Source organism: Paenibacillus sp. sgz302164, from assembly GCF_056120505.1.
This window is the reverse complement of sequence record NZ_JBVYOL010000014.1, coordinates 25,548-43,964: the sequence shown is the minus strand read 5'-3', so window position 1 is coordinate 43,964 and position 18,417 is coordinate 25,548. Positions and strand designations below refer to the sequence as shown.

The following is an 18,417-nucleotide window of genomic DNA, read 5'->3' as shown; positions in this document are numbered from 1 at the left end:
CACCTACAGCGAACCGAGTTGATGCCTTTTGATCAAAAACAGCATCCGCAACAAGCTGATTCTTTTTTTGCTGGCGGCTCTGCTTATCCCCTTTGCCACGTCTTTGATCGTTTCCTATTGGTTTACGAATCAGAAGGTGACCGAGGATACCATCAAGAACAATTCCGCCCTGCTCGCGCAAGGCAAGGCCAATTTGCTGAATTACCTGAACAGCGTTATGCAAACGTCGCTGACGATCTATACGAATGAGAAATGGTACAATATTTTGCTCTACAATCAAGAAATCGACTACCAGAGCGACAAGGAAGTCACGCTCAGCCTGCTTGACATGTACCATTCCATCAAAGAAATCAAACAAATCTATATGTATGCCGGTTCCAGCAACCGGTCCTACCTGATCGTCAATGAGATCCGCCGCAGCGCAGAGGGCAAATATCCGGAGTTGAAGCCATTTCCGGAGCACAAAGTCATCTACTTCGAGACCACTCATATGAGCGGCAATTATGACATTCCGCTTACCAGTTATACTGCTCCCGAACCTGTCCTGTCTATGCATCGCAAAATTATTTACTCGCCCGCAAACGATACGCTCGGCGAACTGGTCATCGATCTCAATCTGGATCTGATCGCTTCCATCTGCCGCAATTTATATGAAGAGGGCAAAGAGGAGCTGTACATTTTGGATAACGAGGGCAAGATCGTATTCGGTCCGGACCCGGCCAAATGGGGGCAGCCTTTGCAGGAAGCCTGGGTGAGCGAAGCCGTACATAGCGAGCAGGAGCAGGGAACGATCGAGTGGAAAAAAGGCAGTCTCGCAGGCATCAATCTGTATGAAAAGATGAAAACCGATTCCGTGGACTGGATCATCGTGAAACGCCTGCCTTACGGTAAGCTGTACGAGAACGCCCGCCAGTTGACGCTGATCAATTTGTTCATCCTTACGCTCTCGCTTATTATAGCTATTATCGGCACGATCTATATCTCGATCCGCTTCACAGCTCCTATCAAAAAGCTGATCCGCTACATCACGCGCATTCAAACGGGCCAGATGCACGCGGATATCGAGCTTGAACGAACCGATGAGCTGGGCATTCTGGCCAACCGCTTCCATACGCTAATTCAGGATTTGAATCAGATGGTGCTGAGGGAATACAGGCTGGAGCTTGCCAACAAATCCAATCAGCTGATGGCGCTGCAGGCGCAGATTAACCCGCATTTTTTGAACAATGCCCTGCAATCGATCGGCACTTTGGCCCTGCAGCATGAGGCGCCCAGAATTTACGCGCTCATCTCGTCTCTGGCGAAAATGATGCATTACAGCATGAACACAAGCGAATCCGTCGTGCCGCTGCGCAAGGAGCTGGATCATGTCAAATCGTACCTGGAGCTGCAAAAACAGCGCTTCGAGCAGCAATTCGACATTTCTTTCAGCATCGAAGAGAGCACCTATGCGATACCGGTGCCCAAAATGATTTTGCAGCCGCTGGTGGAAAACTATTTCAAGCACGGCTTCAAGCCGAGCCTTGGACCGGGGCTGCTGCGCATTCAAACGACGAAAATTGTAGAAGAACATCGTAATGTGCTGCAAATTCAGGTCGAAGACAACGGACAAGGCATGACGGAAGGACGTTTGCAGGAAGTCAGGCAAACGCTCCGCAAAGTGTCTGCCGACGATGACGGTATCGGCCTGAGCAACGTGCTGCTGCGCATACGGCTTTATTTTTCCGACGAGGCCGACCTGCAAATCAGCGCCAACGAGCCGCAGGGATTGCGAATCGTCATTACCATACCATTACAAAAGGATGCAACGGAATGAAAGCACTCATCGTCGACGACGAAAAACATGTCCGGGATGCGATTCGCCTGCTCGTAGATTGGCGGCAGCACGGGATCGACACGGTTCTCGAAGCTGCGGATGGCGATGCGGCCATGAGCTGCATCCGGTCGGAGAAGCCGGAAATCATTATGACGGACATGTTGATGCCGAATAAAAACGGCGCGCAGCTGCTCGAATGGCTGTACGCTCACGCCCCGGAGAGCAAAACGATCGTGATCAGCGGCCATGACGATTTCGCTTTGCTGAGACATACGGTGAAATACGGCGGAACCGACTATATCCTCAAGCCGATCGACGCCGAGCAGCTTAACGAGGCGCTGGAGAAGGCCATCCATGCCTGGCGCAAGGAAGAAGAGCTTCGCCAGACGGAGCTGAACCGCAACATCGAAATGAATCAGCTGAAGCCGGTCTATTGGGACAAGCTGCTTTCAGGCCTGCTTGCCGAGCCTTCTTCCTACGACAGCTGCGCGGAACAGCTGGAAAAAGAGCTTGGACTTGCGCCAGGCACGGCAAGCTGCAGAGCGGCCGTCCTGAGCCTGGATACGATGGAGCGCACGCTCAAGGACAAATTCGCCCAGAACCTGGATTTATTGTTTTTTTCTCTCATTAATATTTGCAATGAATTTTTGCGCGTCAGGCAGCGCGGCTTTGCCTTCCGTTACTGGAACAACGGCAACGAAATCGTGCTGTTGCTATGGAAAGAGCTTGGCGAGGCGGAGACGCTGCTCGCGCAAATTAACGACGGGATGCGCTCGGCGCTGCGCAGCCGCGTTGATTTGGGCCTGGGCAGCGTCATGCCGTTCCCGGCCGGTCTCTCCGCTTCGTATCAGGAAGCGCGGGATGCTCTCAGACAGCGCAATCTGCTGTCCAAGGAGACCTGGATACATAGCGCCGGCAAGCCGCTTAAGCCGGCCGGCCGCATGCCGCAGTTCAGCGATTTCGAGGAGCGCATCCATCTTGCCGTCCAAAGCGGCAGCGCCGAACAAATTCAAACGGCCGTAAAGCTGTGGATGGATGCCATCAAGCAGCTGGATACCGTGACGCCCGATCACCTCGACCGCTGGTGGCGGGAATACTGCGTGCTGAAGCGCCGCTGGGTGCAGGAAATGAACCCCGGCCTCAGCGAGGACGAATACAAGGAAATCGTCGCGGACGATCCTGCCGGCATCATTGTTCCGCTGGATGAGCGCGGCATTTTGTCCTTGTCCGTGTGGCAGCAGGAGCTCACGCGCAATATGGTGCAGCTTTCCAAGGTGATGATGGTGCACCGGCAGCAGGATAAAAACGTCATTTTCGAAATTTCCAAATATTTGGAAAATCATTATCATGAGGATATCACTTTGCAGGATATTGCGGGCCGCTTCTTTCTCAGCCGGGAGTACATTTCCCGCAAATTCAAGCAGGAGTTTTCCGTCAATCTGTCCGACTACCTGGGGCAAATCCGCATGGACAAAGCGAAGCTGCTGCTGCTGAATCCGCACCTGCGCATCTCGCAAATCGCCGAAATGGTCGGATACCAGGACGAGAAATATTTCAGCAAAGTGTTCAAAAAACAAGAGGGAGTCTCCCCGAACGAATACCGCAAAAAACAGGTCTAAGACTTAAACGGCGTTATGCTATACTACTATGACAGAGGTGATTTTCATGAACATGCCTATCGAGACGACTGCCGCTAACGCAATTTCGAGACCATCGAAGGCATCCAAGGCAAAGAGAAAAACGTACATCTACCTGTTTCTGGGCTGGGCTCTCCTGATCGCGATCGGAGTGACGGCAACCGTGCTGTACACCGAGCATTTGAGACAGCAAATCGCAGTGGACATTGCCGGCCAGACCCAACAGCAATTGCAGGCGATTCAAGCGGATTACCAAAAGCAGGTCAGCGATTTGAAGCAAAGCGTGACCACGGACATGTCCGCCCTGCAGAAGAAAGTGGACTCGCTCAACGAACTGCTCGCTTTTACGAAAGATAGCGCAAACAGCAAAACAGACAACAGCAACCAGCTGTACACCCAGCTAGCCGATGTGAAGAAAAAGCTGGACGAGCTGGAGAAAAGTCTGGATGTGTTGAAATAATGAATTCGATTCAACAAATCAACCGTCTTTTTTTGCTCGCTTTGGCCCCCTTTCTCGGCATGCTGGTTTGGCTGCTCTTCGTGAACACGCATGTGCAGATGCCGGGACTTGCCGCCCCTACCGCGTCCGGCTTTTCGATCCGCAGCGAAGCGCAGGTCATGAACGGCAAGCTGGATCAGGCGAACGGCGATGCCGCGGCAACCAAATCGACGATCGAGAAATATTTTGAACTGTACGAAAAGAGCAACGCAGAAGTGGCCGGCATGCTCACAAGCGCCATCGCCCAAGCCGCGAAGCCCGGCCTGATCTACGACAACCGGATTACCGCGAAGCTGGGCAGCCCGATCCGGCAAGCGTCTTCCGGCAATATCGACTTGAAGCTGTTCGCGCTGAGCGACAGCAATTATTCCGGGTATGCCCTGAAAGTGAACCTCAAGAGCGATAAAGCGGTCAAACTCGTGCTGGGCAACGACAAGATGGGCAGCAGCGAAACGACGCTGGATGCCGCCAAACGGTACGGCGCGATTGCAGGCGTGAACGCCGGCGGTTTTGCCGACGACAGCAAAGGCAGGCGCTTTCCGCTGGATACGACGATCATCGGCGGCAAATATGTAAACGGATTTTTTCCGAGCAACAACGATTCGATCTTTATCGGACTGAACAAAGACCGCAAGCTGATCGGCGGCAAATTCAGCAGCCAGTCGGAGCTGGACAAGCTGAACCCGCTGATGGGCTCAACCTTCGTGCCGACGCTGCTGAAGAACGGCGGCAAGACGTCGATTCCCGCCATATGGCAGAGCTCGCCGGCCAGAGCCGCGCGGACCGTCGTCGGCAGCTACAAGCACGACCAGCTCTTGTTCGTCGTCACCGATGGGCAGGATGAAAGCGGCAATTCCGGAGCGACGCTGGCGGAGCTGCAGGACAAGCTGCAGCAGCTCGGCATCGTCGACGCCTACAATCTGGATGGGGGCGGGTCCTCCACCCTCATCTTCAACGGCAGCGTCATTAACCGCCCGTCGGACGGAAAGCTGAGGCCGCTCGCCACGCACTTCCTGTTTTTCAAATGAGAAAATTTCACATTAATTTGTTTCTTTTTTTTCGCAGGTTGGGTATAATAGATTTTAATTGCGGCTGTAAGCGTTCAATTTTATAGGAGGTGCACAATATGTTTGGATTATCATCTACCTTTTGGCTGGTCATTACGACGTTCGTGCTGTTTATTGTCGCCATGATGACGGCTGCTTATAACGAGGATAAAACCAGAGGCCTGTAAGCCATGCGCCTCTTAAACGCAAAAAAAGCATCCGTTCTCCGTTGAGAGCGATGCTTTTTCTTTGCGTCGACAGCTTATACTTGGGTTTTCAGCATGTTCATTTCGCCCAGACATACGCTGCAAATATGGCGCTCTCTGAACTCGCTGACAGCCTCCATATTTCCGCAGAACACGCATTTGGGGCGGTATCTTTCCAAAATGATATGGTCGCCCTGAACCAAAATTTCTACAGGATCCCCTTCATTCATTTGATACCGTTTTCTAAGCGACTTCGGCAGTACAATCCGCCCTAATTGATCGACTTTTCGCACGACCCCTGCTGGTTTCATCATAGGACCTCACCTCTCTTTTTCTTGATTTCCATGTCCCTGGCACTACTTCAATATATGTAGGTGCACTGAGTACGTACCTATTTCGCCGCCTTTTATGAAATTCCTTCTAGTTCTGGCTGAATTTTTTTATTTTTCTATTGATCATAAAAAGAGAACCCGGGATGATGACAACCATCGTCCCGGGCTTCTCTTTGAGCGCGTTCATTTATTGCCGCAAATTCAGGATCGTGCCTCCGATATACCGAACTCCGCCCCGCTGCTGGACGATGTCGTGACGGTCGTTAAAATAATAGGAGGCGAGCATTTGGCCCGGGGTTATTTCTACGGCCCGCGGATAGCCGAGATCGTTGCTTCCTCCATCGTCGCGCAAAATCAGCTCGGGCCCCCACGTCAGCCCGTTGTCCTCGCTGACGCGCGCCCGGATGCCGAACGGCGGCCGTCTGTACCCGTACACGGCAAACAGGCGGCCGTCTTCCATCCGCGTCAAATGCACCGTATCCCCGTGATCGTTGATCCGCGAGACTAAGCGCCAGGTCAGCCCGCCGTCTTCCGAGGCGTAAAGCTCATCCCACGCCGCAACCATGGACGGCTTGCATCTGACCGCCACGACAATCGTGCCGTCCTGCAGCATAACCGGTGACGGGCAGATGACCCGGTATTCGTTGCTGTGCGGCATCAACGAAACGAGCGCCCAGTTGCAGCCTTGGTCGAAAGAGGCGAACACGACCGGACGGTCATGAACGTTGTTGTGCGGTCTTGCCGTCAAGAACAGCAGCACGACTCCGTCCGGACGTACGATGTACGACGGTCTTCCCTGATAGCGCGGAATTCCGCAATCGGGAAGCATCACCGGCTCTCCCCACGTCTCTCCGCCGTCGCTCGACATTTTCACCCATGCCTGCGCATGGCCGACCGCCGAGTTTGGCGTGCACCAGCATTCCAGAAGCGTATTCGGATCGGCAAAATCCCATCCTTCCGTGCAGATGTGCGGCCTGCCGTAATGAAGTTCGTCGTTCAGTTTGTTGTTGTCGGCGATCTCGATCGGCCCGCTCCACGTTCGCCCGCCGTCTCTTGTCCGCACCCCGATAATTTTGCCGAACGTCTCGACCCGGTCATGGTTCAAATTCCCCGGGATCGAATAATCGCAGGCAATGTTCATAAAAGCGACCAGAATGTTGTCCTTGGCGATTCTCCACATGCCGCCGTTAAACGGCCAGGAGCAAAATTCGCCGGAATTTCGATAAATGACGGTATGCTCCATTTGTTCAGGCGTTACTGGTTTGGCGTACTTCACGTTCATGCCCCCAATCGTCAATGTCCAAAAGCAGCAGGCGGATCACCCCTTGACGGAACCCAGCAGCATGCCTTTGGTGAAATATTTTTGCGTGAACGGATAAACAAACAAAATCGGCAAAACCGCCAAAAAGATCGCCGCGGCTTGAAGATTTTGCGGCAGCAGCTGATAGCCATTGACAGTAATGTTCTCAAGCGTCGTTCCCGATTTGCTGGAATTGATGATCATGTTGTATAAAATCACGGTAATCGGCTGCAAGTTCCTGTCCTGCAAATAAATGACCGGAATCAAAAATTGATTCCAAATGAGCACCGCGTTGAAAACCGTAATCGTAGCGATGATCGGCTTGCACAGCGGGAAGAACACTTTCCACATCATTTTCCAGTCGTTCGCCCCGTCAATAAAAGCGGCCTCTTCCAGCTCGTACGGCAAAGCGTCCAAAAACGATTTCGTAATGATAAGCAAAAACGTGTTGACAGCCATTGGCAGTATCATGACAAGCCGGGAGTTCACCAGATCGAGCGCGTTATATATGATATAGTTCGGAATGATTCCCGCTTCGAAAACCCAGGTGAAAATGAAAACCGTCATGATGACGTAGCGTCCTTTCAGCCTTTTCCGGGACAAAGGGTACGCTGTCATGAACGTTACGGCAACTGCGACGATTCCGCCGACGACCGTATAGAACAGGGAATTGATCAACCCTGAAGTCACGCCGATTCTGGAATTTGTCAAAATATATTTATAGGTCTCGAAATTAAAGCCCTTGGGGAGCACATACACCTGCCCGGAAGCGGCATAGGCACCGTCGCTCAGCGAAGTCGCCAAAATATTGAGAAACGGGTATACGCACGCCAGGGCGATGATGATCAAAATCGTATTGTTGACCAAGTCGAAGGCTTGTATTTTTGTGCGCATCACTATCGCCTCCTAGAACAATCTGGATTCAGAGAATTTTTTCGAACCCTTGTTGGCGGCGATGACCAGTATGAAAGCGACAACCGACTGCGCCAAGCCGACAGCGGCCCCGAAGCTGTAATCGGGGAAACCCGTATTCGCGAATGCGCGGCGGTACACATAGCTTTGGATCACATCCGCCGTATCGTAAACGCTCGGGTTGTACATGAGCAAAATTTTGTCCAGGTCGACGGTTAATATTTGGCCGATGTTCACAATAAACATGACCGCAATCGTGCTGGAAATCGAGGGCAGCGTCACTTTCATTATTTTTTGCCAGCGGTTCGCCCCGTCGATTTCGGCTGATTCGTACAAGCTCGGATCGATGCTCGTCATCGCCGCCAAATAAATAATCGAGCTGTAGCCGAACAGCTGCCAGACGTTCAAGCCCACATACAAGGAGCGAAACCAGCCGGGATCCGCCATGAAAAAAATAGGCTCGATTCCCATCGCCCCGAACGCCTGGTTGACCAAACCGCCCTGCGGAGAGAGCAGTTTGTACAAAATGCTCACCATGACGGCGGAAGAAATAAAGTACGGGAAAAAGCTGAACGTCTGAACAAACCGCTTCACAAACGAAATGCGGACTTCATTCAAAAACAGCGCAAAGACGATCGGAATCGGAAATACGAACAGCAGGTTGTAAAAAGCGAGCAAAAGCGTGTTCGCCACAAGTTTCCAGAAATAAGGATCGTGCGTAAACGTGACAAAATGCTTCAAGCCGACCCATTGGCTGCCAAACACGCCCTGAAACACGTTATAATCCTCAAACGCGATCACGAGTCCGAACAAAGGCAGCAGCTTGAATATGATCATATGGACAAGGCCCGGCAAAAGAATGAGATACAGCAATCTCGCATCCCATATCGGCTTTAGCCAACTGCTGCGGGTCCGAGCTGCGGTTCTTACATTCCCGACGGTTTTCTTTTCGGTTAGTACATTCATATGGAATCACCTTTTTTCGATGGGTTGAAAGCCCGTTCCCGTTCCCGTTCCCGTTCCTGTTCCGACATGCGTTTGAGCGTTCACTCCATCCCTTGCGTGAACGGATGGAGTGAACGCTGCCGCAAGCTATTTTTTCATGGCGTCGAATCCGGCTTGATCGATTTGAACGATTTTGCCGTAACCCAATTGATCCATCTCTTTCAGGAACGCATCCCACTGGGACATATCCCGCTTACCGGTAATGAACTTGACGAGATTGGCGTTCAGCTCCGGCTTCACGGCGGCCAGCAAGCTTGTTCTTTCCTTTAACTGGTCGGCCGAATATTTGATAATCGGCAAATCGAGAGCAGTAAACTTATCAAAATAAGTCGTTGCAAAAGATTTCGTCAGCGGGTCCATCCATTGATAATAAGCGGCGTTGTTGACCGGCGCCGGGAACGTCAGTCTGTCCTGCAGGAAATTCCAGACAGGCGTGCCGAGCGGCTGGTTGCCTTCTTTGGCAAACTCGACGGTAAATTCTTTTTTGCCGCCGTTTTCTTTGTAGGATTGGCCTTCCACGCCATAGTCCATCAGCGTTCTCCCTTGATCGGAGAACACATAATCCATAAACTTGACGATAGCCTCCGCTTTATCTTTCGATTTGGAATTGATGACAAACACGCGGTCCGTTTTGTATTTTTGTGCCGCAGGCGGAACCTTGCTTTGCTGTCCGCTTATCGTCATGAACGGATCCATGACCTTGATGGAGTAGTTCGGGTCATTTTTCGGCCCGCCATTGTTCATAAACCACGACGGACGCGTAAAGAAGTCGTTGCCGATCGCTCCTTTGCCTGTGAGCATTTTCGTCTGCCACGTTTCTTCGGTTGCGGTGCCGGCCACCCACTCCGGATCGATGAGCTTATCCGCATACAACTGTTTGTACCATTCGATTTGCTTTTTGAACCCGGCGCTGTTCAGATCGAAACCCAAACCGTTCTCATAAATCCCGTGAACTTTGCCGCTGGAATCCACTTTATCGTTAGCGTCGAACACTTCGGCAAATTTGAGATAACCGTCGCGTCCAGTGAACGGATAAAAGTTAGGATCACTGCTGTACGTATTTTTCAGCTTTTTCAAATCGTCCGTAAACTCTTGGATCGTTTTGGGGTTGCTTGCAATACCGGCCTTTTTAAACATGTCCTCGCGATAAAAAGTAACGCCGGTAATAGTCGGGTATTCCTGCGGCAAACCGAAAATGTTTCCGTCCTTGTTGGTCACCAGATTTTTGTAGTCGGGATTTTTGTCCAAAAAGCTTTTTATATTCGGCGCGAATTTGTCGATGAGAGGCTTCAAATCCACAAACACGCCCTGCTTGCCGTAAACCTCGGATTGGGCCAGCGATACGATGCCGGCATCGGGGAATTGACCCGATCCGATTTTCAAATCCAGATTTTTTTGATAAACATCGTCGTCTTCCCCGCCGTTAACCAAATTGACCTGAGTGCCGGTTGCTTTTTGCAGTTCCGGAAACCATTTCAAATCCTTCAGCCAGTTCACGTACTTGCCCGCCATCATATAAGAGAATGAAGCGCTTCCATTTGATCCCGCAGCAGTGCTGCCGGTTGGAGCCGCGCTTGCCCCGGCGCTGCCTCCGCCATCTTTGCCGCACGCGCTCAATAAAACTAACGTCGCTGTCAACGTCACAGCCGGTATTACTTTCATAGCCCGCTTCATGTTCATTAAAAGCTTCCCCTTTCGATTTGTTTTACTAAGGCAAACGCTTTCAAGAAATCGGAGAGTTTTCAGTGACATATTGCATTTAGCAACATTAACCTCCTAAATTTTCTATTTTCATGAAATATAACGCTTACAAGAATAATTTATATCATTTTACAACAATAAATCAACCTTTTTTTGAAATAAAATATTATCAACGAACAAAATTGATGCAAAAAAGATTAGAACAGGAAGCCCACCTGTACCGCCCCCGCCCGATTGAGTTCAACATAACACAACTGCCGAACAGGAAAATAGAATCAAAATTTTCCTATCGTCTCATGCCTTGCCCCGCTTCCGCCCCTCATCCGCCGGCGCTTCCCCGGTCTAGCATCGCGCAGAAAACCTGCACTAACGCATTACTGATCAGCACCGCACGCAAAAACCTGCAAAAGTACATCTTTTTACGCCCTGATTCGCTCGATGCGGAATATTCCTGCAAATGTGCAGGCTTTTCCGCCCAAACTCTCGTTCAGACCCGTTTTCGGCAAAAATTCCTGCACTTTTGCAGTCTTTTCCCCTAATCGAGCCACTACAGCCGAAAATTCCTGCACTTTTGCAGGTTTTCGTTTTCGCAAGGCAAGCCGGGCTCAGCTTTCGCCACCCAGCCGGTTGCGCCATCTTGCGCGGGCAGAAGACCCCAGTCTCCCGTCAAGTGAAATACCGTACGGGTGTTGCCTCTGCATAACGGCGGTCGGCGGCCGACCACGCACAAAAAAGGCGCATTCCCGAAGGATACGCGCCTTGTTCTCATTTGTTTTCCGTTATTTTGCGCCATAGAGTGGAGCGGTTGATGCCCAATCTTTTGGCGGCTTTGGACTGGTTCATGTTTTCTTCCTCCAGAACAAGCTGGATGATTTCCCGTTCGATATCTTCCAGCGGGCGGCTGATATCGATGCGCCCGGCCGCTCCGCCGCGCCGTTTGTCGCCGCTGTTCGAAGCGTAAAGGAGCTGCAGCGCGTCATCCTCCAAATATTCGCCGCTCGCATTTTTTACGGATTCCTCGATCATCTCTTTCAATTCGATAAAGTTCCCTTTCCAAGGGTGCGTCCGCAGCTCCTCCAGCACCGCAGGACGGATGCCAACGACCTGTTTGCCGTATTTTTCGTTGCTTTGCACTATAAAAGTGCGCACCAGCTCCTCCAAATATCGCGCATGATCGCGAAGCGGCGGAAAAAACAAGCTCGCCCGGCTGAGCGATTCAAACATTTTCGAATCGAGCAGCATTTCGTCCTTCAATTGATCCGGGCTGCGCAAAAACGAAAACACAAAATAGCTTGTCAGCTTCGGCAGCATTTGGCACAGTTTCCGCTGCAAAGAAGCCGGCGTTTTTTCCAGGCCTCTGATGTACACCAACGAGTCGGCTTGGGCGTTTTGCACAACTTTAAGCAGTCGGGTGCACGTCTCCTCGCTGCCATCCTGGATCACGATTTCCATCATGCTCCCGTCTTTATACCGCTCCGTTTGATACAGCATATCGCAAAACAGCATTTTCCCGCTTCCCGTCTCGCCGTAAACGGCAATCGGCAAATGCTCCCGGAACCGCTGTTCCGCGGCGATGAACGCCTGTTGAAACGGTTCGCCGAGCGTTATGATCGGGGGAAATGCGGAAGCCCCGCTTTTTTTATGGTAAATGATATGCAAGCTGTCCGCTGCATCCTCCGAGGCAGTCAATTTGAACAAATATGAAGGTTTGGCAGGAACAAGGTTCAGCAGTTTTGCCGAAACCGTCAGCTTCTTGCCGGCCGCATAAAAATTCAACGGCTCATATAAGGGCTGCTCCCGCTGCAAATCCTCGATTAATTTCAAAAAGTAGGGATGATCCGCGAACAATGAATTCGCTTCGCTCTCTTGCTCTTCCAACTGCAGGCGCTGCTTAAACAAAGCATTGGCATACTCCAATACGCCCTGCTCATTGACGATCGCGAAGCCCTGATCCACCTGGTTCAACAAATCCTCATAGACGACATTGCGGATTTTGGAAGAGTTCAGCACCCGGTACATCTGCTTGGCCGAGTAAAAAGCATCTAGCACCGACTCCCGCCCCGACGTGATCAAAACCCCCTGCATGCCGAGCTCATTGGCCAGGCGGGTCGTCACGTTATCGCCGACAACGACGATAACTCCCTCTTCCTTCGCTTTTCTCAAAGCGGGCTCGACTTCATGTTCCCCCTGAACTTCCGCGCACGGAATTTCGATATTCATCAAGCTCGATACGGCGCCGAAGCCTTGAATGATGTTGGGAAATCCGATGATTTTGATTTTCGATTTGTAGCCCTTCAGCAGCGTCAAAATTCTTAAAATGTCAAATCCCGAAACCTGGATTTCAACTACGGGCTGCGGAATATGATTCCGGAGCAGCCTCGCCGTGCCGCCGCGGCTAATCACGACATCGAACTCTCTGTTCATATAACGTTCTTTGAACGCATGGAGGCCTTCGGACAGGTCGCCCTGAATAGCTGTAATCTCAAATTCCGGAAGCTCGCTCTCCAAATTGTTGATCAGCTCCAAAAGCCCGCGATACGGGGCAATGACCAATGTCTTTATTTTCACGTTTACACCCTCTGTTGCAATTTTAGGCATAATATAGCTCAATTCTGCGAAAATTGCAATTATGAAAACGAAGAAATTTCGATATATTTTTGTCCGCCAGGCAACCGCTTCACAACAATCGCTAATTCAGCAGTATTGTTTCAAAATATAACAATAAATGAATTGACGACCTATCCATCACATGATATATTCGTTAAAAAGCGCTATATCGCAACACATATTAGTAAATCCAATCATCTCAATACACCGAATTGCCGTATTAATTAACACACCCGCAAAATTTAGAAAGCGCTTTATATCCTGCACAGAATGAGGGGAACTCGTATGGATCAAACCAAAATCGTCCATTTAAAAACGCTGCTGCAAGACGGGCAATGCTATTTGCATCATGAATCCGACCGGATCGAAGCGCTGATTCCTGCCGCTGCGCCGACCAATCACGCCCCCGCTTTGATCGAACTGGATAACGGAGACTTGCTGTGCGTATGGTTTGGCGGATCGGACGAAGGGGCCGGCGACATTAAAATTTACATGTCCAGGCTGGACCACCGGCAGGCGCAATGGACGCCCCCTGTCCGCCTCTCCGACGACTTTGCCAAAGCCGATCAAAATCCGTCCCTGTTTCAAGCCCCCGACGGAAAAGTTTGGCTGCTGCACACGTCGATGGACACCCGCGGCTGCTCGCTGGCCGAATGGCAAGCCATGCTCAAAAGCAAAGAGGCGTCAGGGCCGTTCGCCATGCAGCATACGTCACAGGTGCAATGCCGGATCTCCGCCGACAACGGGGAGCATTGGAGGCCTTCGGAGGCGCTGTTTGACGAGCCGGGAACTTTTTGCCGTCATCCCATTGCAGTATTGAGCAACAACCGCTGGATATTCCCCGTCTGGTACAGCAGTCTCGACGAAACGAAGCAATTCGGCCACGATTACAGCGCCGTACACGTATCCGACGATGAGGGCCGTTCATGGCGAAAAATTGAAATTCCCGGCAGCAGAGGGAGAGTCCACGCTTCCATCGTGGAGCTTGACGACGGCAAGCTCGCTGCTTTTTTCCGCAGCCGCAATGCGGACCGGATTTATTCCAGCCGATCGTCGGATTACGGGGAAAGCTGGACCGTACCCGAGAAAACGGCGCTCCCGAACAACAATGCATCGATCCGCGCCATTCGCCTCCAAAGCGGCGGCATCGCCATCATTTTCAACAATTGCAGCGCAAACGAAGATCCGGATGTAACGATTTGGCCCTATGAAAGAGTTCCCGTTACGATAGCAATTTCCGAGGACGAAGGAAAAACTTGGCCGTACATGCGGCATATTGACACGGGAGATCATTATTGCGGGGAAAAGAATGCGCGGTTCAACCGGAGATACGAATACCCCTTTCTCATCCAATCGAAAGACGGAATGATCCATGCCGCTTATGCATTCGGCACCCGCACGCACATTAAATACGTGAGCTTTTCCGAACAATGGGTGAAAGGCATCGAAAAAAACAAATGGCCATGGGACAATTTCCCGATGGAGTGAAAAAAAGCCTGTGAACTGCCGGCTTCCTTTCGGAAACGGGCAGCTCATAGGCTTTTTTGCCGCGCCGCAGCGCCTGGGCCCGGCGATCAATCCGCCAGCTTACGTGAGGCCGGCGAAACCGGTCTGCCGCAAACCTTCATATAAAATAATTGCGGCGGAGTTGGAAAGATTAAGCGACCGCACCGCATCGCTCATCGGCATCCGCATCAAAGTTTCCGGATGCGCGCTCAGGATAGAGTCAGGCAAGCCTTTGGTTTCCTTGCCAAAAACAAAGAAATCGCCGTCCTGAAATGTAAAATCCGTGTAACGCTTTTCCGCCTTCGTCGTCGCGAAGAAAAACCTCCGGTCCGGATATGCTTGCAGCACCTCGTCAAACGAATCGTGGTATTCCAGCTTTACGGAATGCCAATAATCAAGCCCCGCGCGTTTCAACGTTTTGTCGTCGGTTTGGAAGCCTAAAGGCCTTACTAAATGCAGATAAGTTCCCGTCGCCGCGCAAGTGCGGGATATATTGCCTGTATTTGCGGGTATTTCTGGTTCGACCAGCACGATATGAAAAGCCATTTCCGTCAAATTCACCTCACATTATATCCTATTATAAGAGCAGCAGGAAATCAATTTAACACAGGGATAACTTTATCTTAATATGTCGTTGATAGAATACCTTCATAATAGACTTATCATTCGATTAAAGGAGCCGACATATCGATGAAAAGAAAAATATTAGTTGTGGATGACGAGCCGTCCATTTCGATGCTTATAGAATTCAACTTGAAACTGGTAGGATACGAAGTACAGTGCGTTTACGACGGCGAAGCCGTATTTGAAGCTATTCAGACGTTCCGTCCGGATTTGATCGTACTGGATCTGATGCTGCCCAAAATGGACGGTTTCCAGGTTTGCCGCAAGCTGAGAAACCAAAACAATCTCGTGCCGATCATTATGCTGACCGCTATGCAGGACTTGACCGACAAAATCGCCGGATTGGACAACGGAGCGGACGATTATATGACCAAACCGTTCAGCCCGCAGGAGCTGATCTCCCGCATCCAGGCTATTATGCGGCGCGTGCAGGCGCTGCCGTCCACGAACGAGAACGCGCCTATGCACATCGGCCAGATTACGATCCGCTCGGATCAGCGCGAAGTTACGGTCAGCGGCACTCCGATCGAGCTGACGCCCAAAGAGTTCGAACTGCTGCTCTTCCTTTGCAAGCACCGCGGGAAAGTGCTCAGCCGCCAGCAGCTGCTGCACGGCGTATGGGACTACCACTTCCTCGGCGATACGCGGATTGTCGACGTTCACATCTCCCATTTGCGCGATAAAATCGAGAACAATGCGCGCAACCCCGAATATATCGTCACGATTCGCAACGTCGGCTACAAGCTGACCGAGCCTGCAGTGAAGGAATCGCTTGCCTAGCCGCAACTGGCGCATCCCCCTCATGAACGAAAAAGCACCCCCAGCTCTCTTTACCGGAGAGGTTGGAGGTGCTCTTTTTTATTCCTGCCGTCTATTAAGCCCGAACTGATTCGCTAAATGCTTCGCGTGCCTGACGGGCCGCTTCCACCATATGCCGCAAAGAGGCTTCCGTCTCTTCCCACTTCCGCGTTTTCAGGCCGCAATCGGGATTGATCCAGAACAATTCCGGCTGCAGCACCCGGAGCGCCCGCCCGATCATCTCGGTCATTTCCTCCGCTTGCGGCACGCGCGGACTGTGAATGTCGTACACGCCCAGACCGATGCCGTGATCGTAGCCCTGCAGCTCGAAGCTCGAGATCAGCTCGCCGTGGCTGCGGGACGTTTCAATCGAGATCACGTCCGCATCCAATGCGCGTATGGAATCGATCATGTCATGGAACTCGCAGTAGCACATGTGGGTATGAATTTGCGTCGTATCCTTGACGCTGGAAGTGGCGATACGGAACGCTTTGACCGCCCATTCCAAATAACTCTGCTGATCCTTCACCTTCAGCGGCAAGCCCTCTCTGAGCGCCGGCTCGTCAACCTGGATCATCTCGATGCCTGCGCTCTCCAGCGCTTCGACTTCCTTGCGCAGCGCCAGTGCGATCTGGTTCGTCACCTGTTCGCGGCTCAAATCGTCTCTGACGAACGACCAGTTCAAAATCGTGATCGGCCCGGTCAGCATGCCTTTAACCGGAAGAGCCGTCAGCGACTGGGCATAGGCGCTTTCCTTCACCGTCATCGGCGCCGCGAATGCGACATCCGCGTAAATGACGGGCGGCTTGACGCAGCGGGAGCCGTACGATTGCACCCAGCCGTTCTGCGTAAAGGCGAAGCCGTCCAGCTTCTCGCCGAAATATTCCACCATGTCCGTGCGTTCGAACTCGCCATGGACGAGCACATCCAGGCCGATCTCTTCCTGGATCTTGATGCAGCTGGCAATCTCCTGATCGATGAACGCTTCGTACTTCGCCGTGTCCAGCTCGCCCTTCCGCCATTTCAGGCGGGCGCTGCGTACCTCCGGCGTCTGCGGGAAACTGCCGATCGTCGTCGTCGGCAGCAGCGGAAGCTTCCAGTGGGCGGCTTGCAGCGCAAAGCGCTCGGCAAACGGCAGACCGCGCGTATGCGAGACTGCCTCAAGCCCGGCCAACTGCGCGGCCACATCCTGGCGGTTCCGCTCAGGCAGCGCGCGGAAGCCGGCAAGCGCCTCCCGGTTCCACTGCCACTCGGCCGCAGCGGATTCCTGTCCGCCTGCGAGCGCCTGGCCGAGCAGCCTCAGTTCGACCAGCTTCTCGTTGGCGTAAGCAAGCGCCTGCTTTAATGCGGCGGGAAGCTTCGTTTCCCGCACAACGGTTACAGGCACATGCAGCAGGCTGCAGGACGGCTGGAGCACCAGCCGCTCGTGCGGTACGTGTGCCGCAAGCTTTTGCGCCAGCAGCAGCTTCGCTTCCAGGTCGGCGCGCCATATGTTGCGCCCGTCGATAATGCCTGCGCCAAGGCGCTTGTCGGCCGGAAATCCGTGCGCCTCCACAGCCCGTAAATTGGCCCCGCCATCGTGCACGAAATCCAGTCCGATGCCTTGAACAGGCAAGCGGACCACCCGCTCATAATGCTCGACCGCCTCAAAATAAGTCTGCAGCATCACGTTCAACCCCGGCACTTCCCGATGGATGGCGCCGTAAATTTGCTCCACAAGCTCAAGTTCCTCCGCAGACGGATTCGTCGTCAAGGCGGGCTCATCGATCTGCACCCAAGCGACGCCTTCTTGCGCCAGTTCCTTCAACACCTGCAAATAGACCGGCAAAAACTGCCCGACTTTCTCGCCGAGCCGCGAAGCCGCGAACCCCTTCGACAGCTTGAGGAACGTGTACAGCCCGACCAGCACAGGTTTGCCTTCGACGTCCGCCCTGGACTTGGCAAAGCGGTACGCCTCCAGCGGTTTGTTGTATGTTAACGTTGGTGCGTCCTCCCCGATTTCCGGGACGATGTAGTGATAATTCGTATTAAACCATTTTGTCATTTCACAGGCTGCACCCTGACTGTTCCCGCGCGCCATCGCGAAATAAGTGGCAAGCGGCACGCGCCCTCCCGAATGCGCGAACCTCGCCGGAACGATACCGAACATGACCGCCATATCCAGCATCGAATCGTAATAAGTGAAATCGCCTACCGGGATTTCGTCCAGCCCCGCATATTTTTGAAATTGCACATGCGCGAGCTGGATCCGCTCCATCTCCGCCACTAAGTCCTGCTCGCTTATTTTACCGGACCAGAACGCCTCCAGCGCTTTTTTCCATTCCCGGTCCTCACCGATTCTCGGATATCCCAAATTGCCAATTTTTATTGCACCAGCCACTTAAGCTCGCCTCCGTTTTCCTCATTTGTACTTTCTGAGCGGAACACA

The 18,417-nt window shown here is 52.3% G+C and carries 14 protein-coding genes; 6 read left to right on the top strand and 8 right to left on the bottom strand.

Features of this window, described 5'->3' with window-relative positions:
* Positions 1-28: 28 nt before the first annotated feature.
* Genes AC0LWT_RS22390 through AC0LWT_RS22375 form a run of 4 tightly spaced genes read left to right on the top strand, consistent with a single transcriptional unit; the run spans position 29 to position 4,980 of the window.
* Positions 29-1,816, top strand: coding sequence for a cache domain-containing sensor histidine kinase (locus tag AC0LWT_RS22390; RefSeq protein WP_474683500.1), 1,788 nt, complete (start codon positions 29-31; stop codon positions 1,814-1,816).
* The gene (locus tag AC0LWT_RS22385) at positions 1,813-3,435 is read left to right on the top strand and encodes a response regulator (RefSeq protein WP_474683499.1); all 1,623 of its coding nucleotides are present in this window, start codon (positions 1,813-1,815) and stop codon (positions 3,433-3,435) included. The genes AC0LWT_RS22390 and AC0LWT_RS22385 overlap by 4 nt, the downstream gene beginning before the upstream one ends.
* 46 nt (positions 3,436-3,481) lie before the next feature.
* Positions 3,482-3,913 (top strand): hypothetical protein, encoded by a 432-nt coding sequence (locus AC0LWT_RS22380; protein ID WP_474683498.1) that lies wholly within the window; start codon positions 3,482-3,484, stop codon positions 3,911-3,913.
* Positions 3,913-4,980 carry a phosphodiester glycosidase family protein gene (locus tag AC0LWT_RS22375; protein ID WP_474683497.1) on the top strand — a complete coding sequence of 356 codons (1,068 nt, stop codon included), beginning with the start codon at positions 3,913-3,915 and terminating at the stop codon, positions 4,978-4,980. The genes AC0LWT_RS22380 and AC0LWT_RS22375 overlap by 1 nt, the downstream gene beginning before the upstream one ends.
* A gap of 280 nt (positions 4,981-5,260) precedes the next feature.
* Here the strand turns inward: AC0LWT_RS22375 and AC0LWT_RS22370 are convergent, their stop codons facing one another.
* From AC0LWT_RS22370 to AC0LWT_RS22345, 6 genes are all read right to left on the bottom strand, one after another.
* A complete protein-coding gene (locus tag AC0LWT_RS22370; protein ID WP_474683664.1) occupies positions 5,261-5,515 on the bottom strand; it encodes an AbrB/MazE/SpoVT family DNA-binding domain-containing protein in 255 nt (84 codons plus the stop codon).
* Between the two features lie 208 nt (positions 5,516-5,723).
* Positions 5,724-6,812: a sialidase family protein gene (locus tag AC0LWT_RS22365; RefSeq protein WP_474683496.1), complete on the bottom strand. Its 1,089-nt coding sequence runs from the start codon at positions 6,810-6,812 to the stop codon at positions 5,724-5,726.
* Between the two features lie 42 nt (positions 6,813-6,854).
* Positions 6,855-7,730, bottom strand: coding sequence for a carbohydrate ABC transporter permease (locus AC0LWT_RS22360; protein ID WP_474683495.1), 876 nt, complete (start codon positions 7,728-7,730; stop codon positions 6,855-6,857).
* A gap of 12 nt (positions 7,731-7,742) precedes the next feature.
* A complete protein-coding gene (locus tag AC0LWT_RS22355; protein WP_474683494.1) occupies positions 7,743-8,714 on the bottom strand; it encodes an ABC transporter permease in 972 nt (323 codons plus the stop codon).
* A gap of 126 nt (positions 8,715-8,840) precedes the next feature.
* On the bottom strand, positions 8,841-10,433 hold the full coding sequence (locus AC0LWT_RS22350) for a type 2 periplasmic-binding domain-containing protein (protein ID WP_474683493.1): 1,593 nt from the start codon (positions 10,431-10,433) through the stop codon (positions 8,841-8,843).
* Between the two features lie 786 nt (positions 10,434-11,219).
* Positions 11,220-13,022: a PrpR N-terminal domain-containing protein gene (locus AC0LWT_RS22345; RefSeq protein ID WP_474683492.1), complete on the bottom strand. Its 1,803-nt coding sequence runs from the start codon at positions 13,020-13,022 to the stop codon at positions 11,220-11,222.
* A 324-nt stretch (positions 13,023-13,346) separates the two neighbouring features.
* Here AC0LWT_RS22345 and AC0LWT_RS22340 point away from each other — a divergent pair, with 324 nt between their 5' ends.
* Positions 13,347-14,549: a sialidase family protein gene (locus AC0LWT_RS22340; RefSeq protein ID WP_474683491.1), complete on the top strand. Its 1,203-nt coding sequence runs from the start codon at positions 13,347-13,349 to the stop codon at positions 14,547-14,549.
* Positions 14,550-14,648: 99 nt separating this feature from the next.
* On the opposite strand, the gene trmL is transcribed toward AC0LWT_RS22340, so the two are convergent.
* Positions 14,649-15,113, bottom strand: coding sequence for a tRNA (uridine(34)/cytosine(34)/5-carboxymethylaminomethyluridine(34)-2'-O)-methyltransferase TrmL (gene trmL / locus AC0LWT_RS22335; protein WP_474683663.1), 465 nt, complete (start codon positions 15,111-15,113; stop codon positions 14,649-14,651).
* 144 nt (positions 15,114-15,257) lie between these two features.
* On the opposite strand from trmL, the gene AC0LWT_RS22330 reads away from it, so the two are divergent.
* Positions 15,258-15,971, top strand: a complete 714-nt coding sequence (locus tag AC0LWT_RS22330) for a response regulator transcription factor (protein WP_474683490.1) — start codon at positions 15,258-15,260, stop codon at positions 15,969-15,971.
* A 94-nt stretch (positions 15,972-16,065) separates the two neighbouring features.
* Here AC0LWT_RS22330 and metE read toward each other — a convergent pair whose 3' ends face one another.
* Positions 16,066-18,369 (bottom strand): 5-methyltetrahydropteroyltriglutamate--homocysteine S-methyltransferase, encoded by a 2,304-nt coding sequence (gene metE, locus AC0LWT_RS22325; protein WP_474683489.1) that lies wholly within the window; start codon positions 18,367-18,369, stop codon positions 16,066-16,068.
* Between the last annotated feature and the right edge of the window lie 48 nt (positions 18,370-18,417).

Bases quoted from the DNA above. Each gene is read 5' to 3' on its own strand.
- AC0LWT_RS22340 (WP_474683491.1), top strand. From the start codon at position 13,347: ATGGATCAAACCAAAATCGTCCATTTAAAAACGCTGCTGCAAGACGGG.
- AC0LWT_RS22375 (WP_474683497.1), top strand. From the start codon at position 3,913: ATGAATTCGATTCAACAAATCAACCGTCTTTTTTTGCTCGCTTTGGCC.
- AC0LWT_RS22360 (WP_474683495.1), bottom strand. From the start codon at position 7,730: ATGCGCACAAAAATACAAGCCTTCGACTTGGTCAACAATACGATTTTG.
- AC0LWT_RS22330 (WP_474683490.1), top strand. From the start codon at position 15,258: ATGAAAAGAAAAATATTAGTTGTGGATGACGAGCCGTCCATTTCGATG.
- AC0LWT_RS22380 (WP_474683498.1), top strand. From the start codon at position 3,482: ATGAACATGCCTATCGAGACGACTGCCGCTAACGCAATTTCGAGACCA.
- AC0LWT_RS22385 (WP_474683499.1), top strand. From the start codon at position 1,813: ATGAAAGCACTCATCGTCGACGACGAAAAACATGTCCGGGATGCGATT.
- AC0LWT_RS22350 (WP_474683493.1), bottom strand. From the start codon at position 10,433: ATGAACATGAAGCGGGCTATGAAAGTAATACCGGCTGTGACGTTGACA.
- trmL (WP_474683663.1), bottom strand. From the start codon at position 15,113: ATGGCTTTTCATATCGTGCTGGTCGAACCAGAAATACCCGCAAATACA.
- AC0LWT_RS22370 (WP_474683664.1), bottom strand. From the start codon at position 5,515: ATGAAACCAGCAGGGGTCGTGCGAAAAGTCGATCAATTAGGGCGGATT.
- AC0LWT_RS22355 (WP_474683494.1), bottom strand. From the start codon at position 8,714: ATGAATGTACTAACCGAAAAGAAAACCGTCGGGAATGTAAGAACCGCA.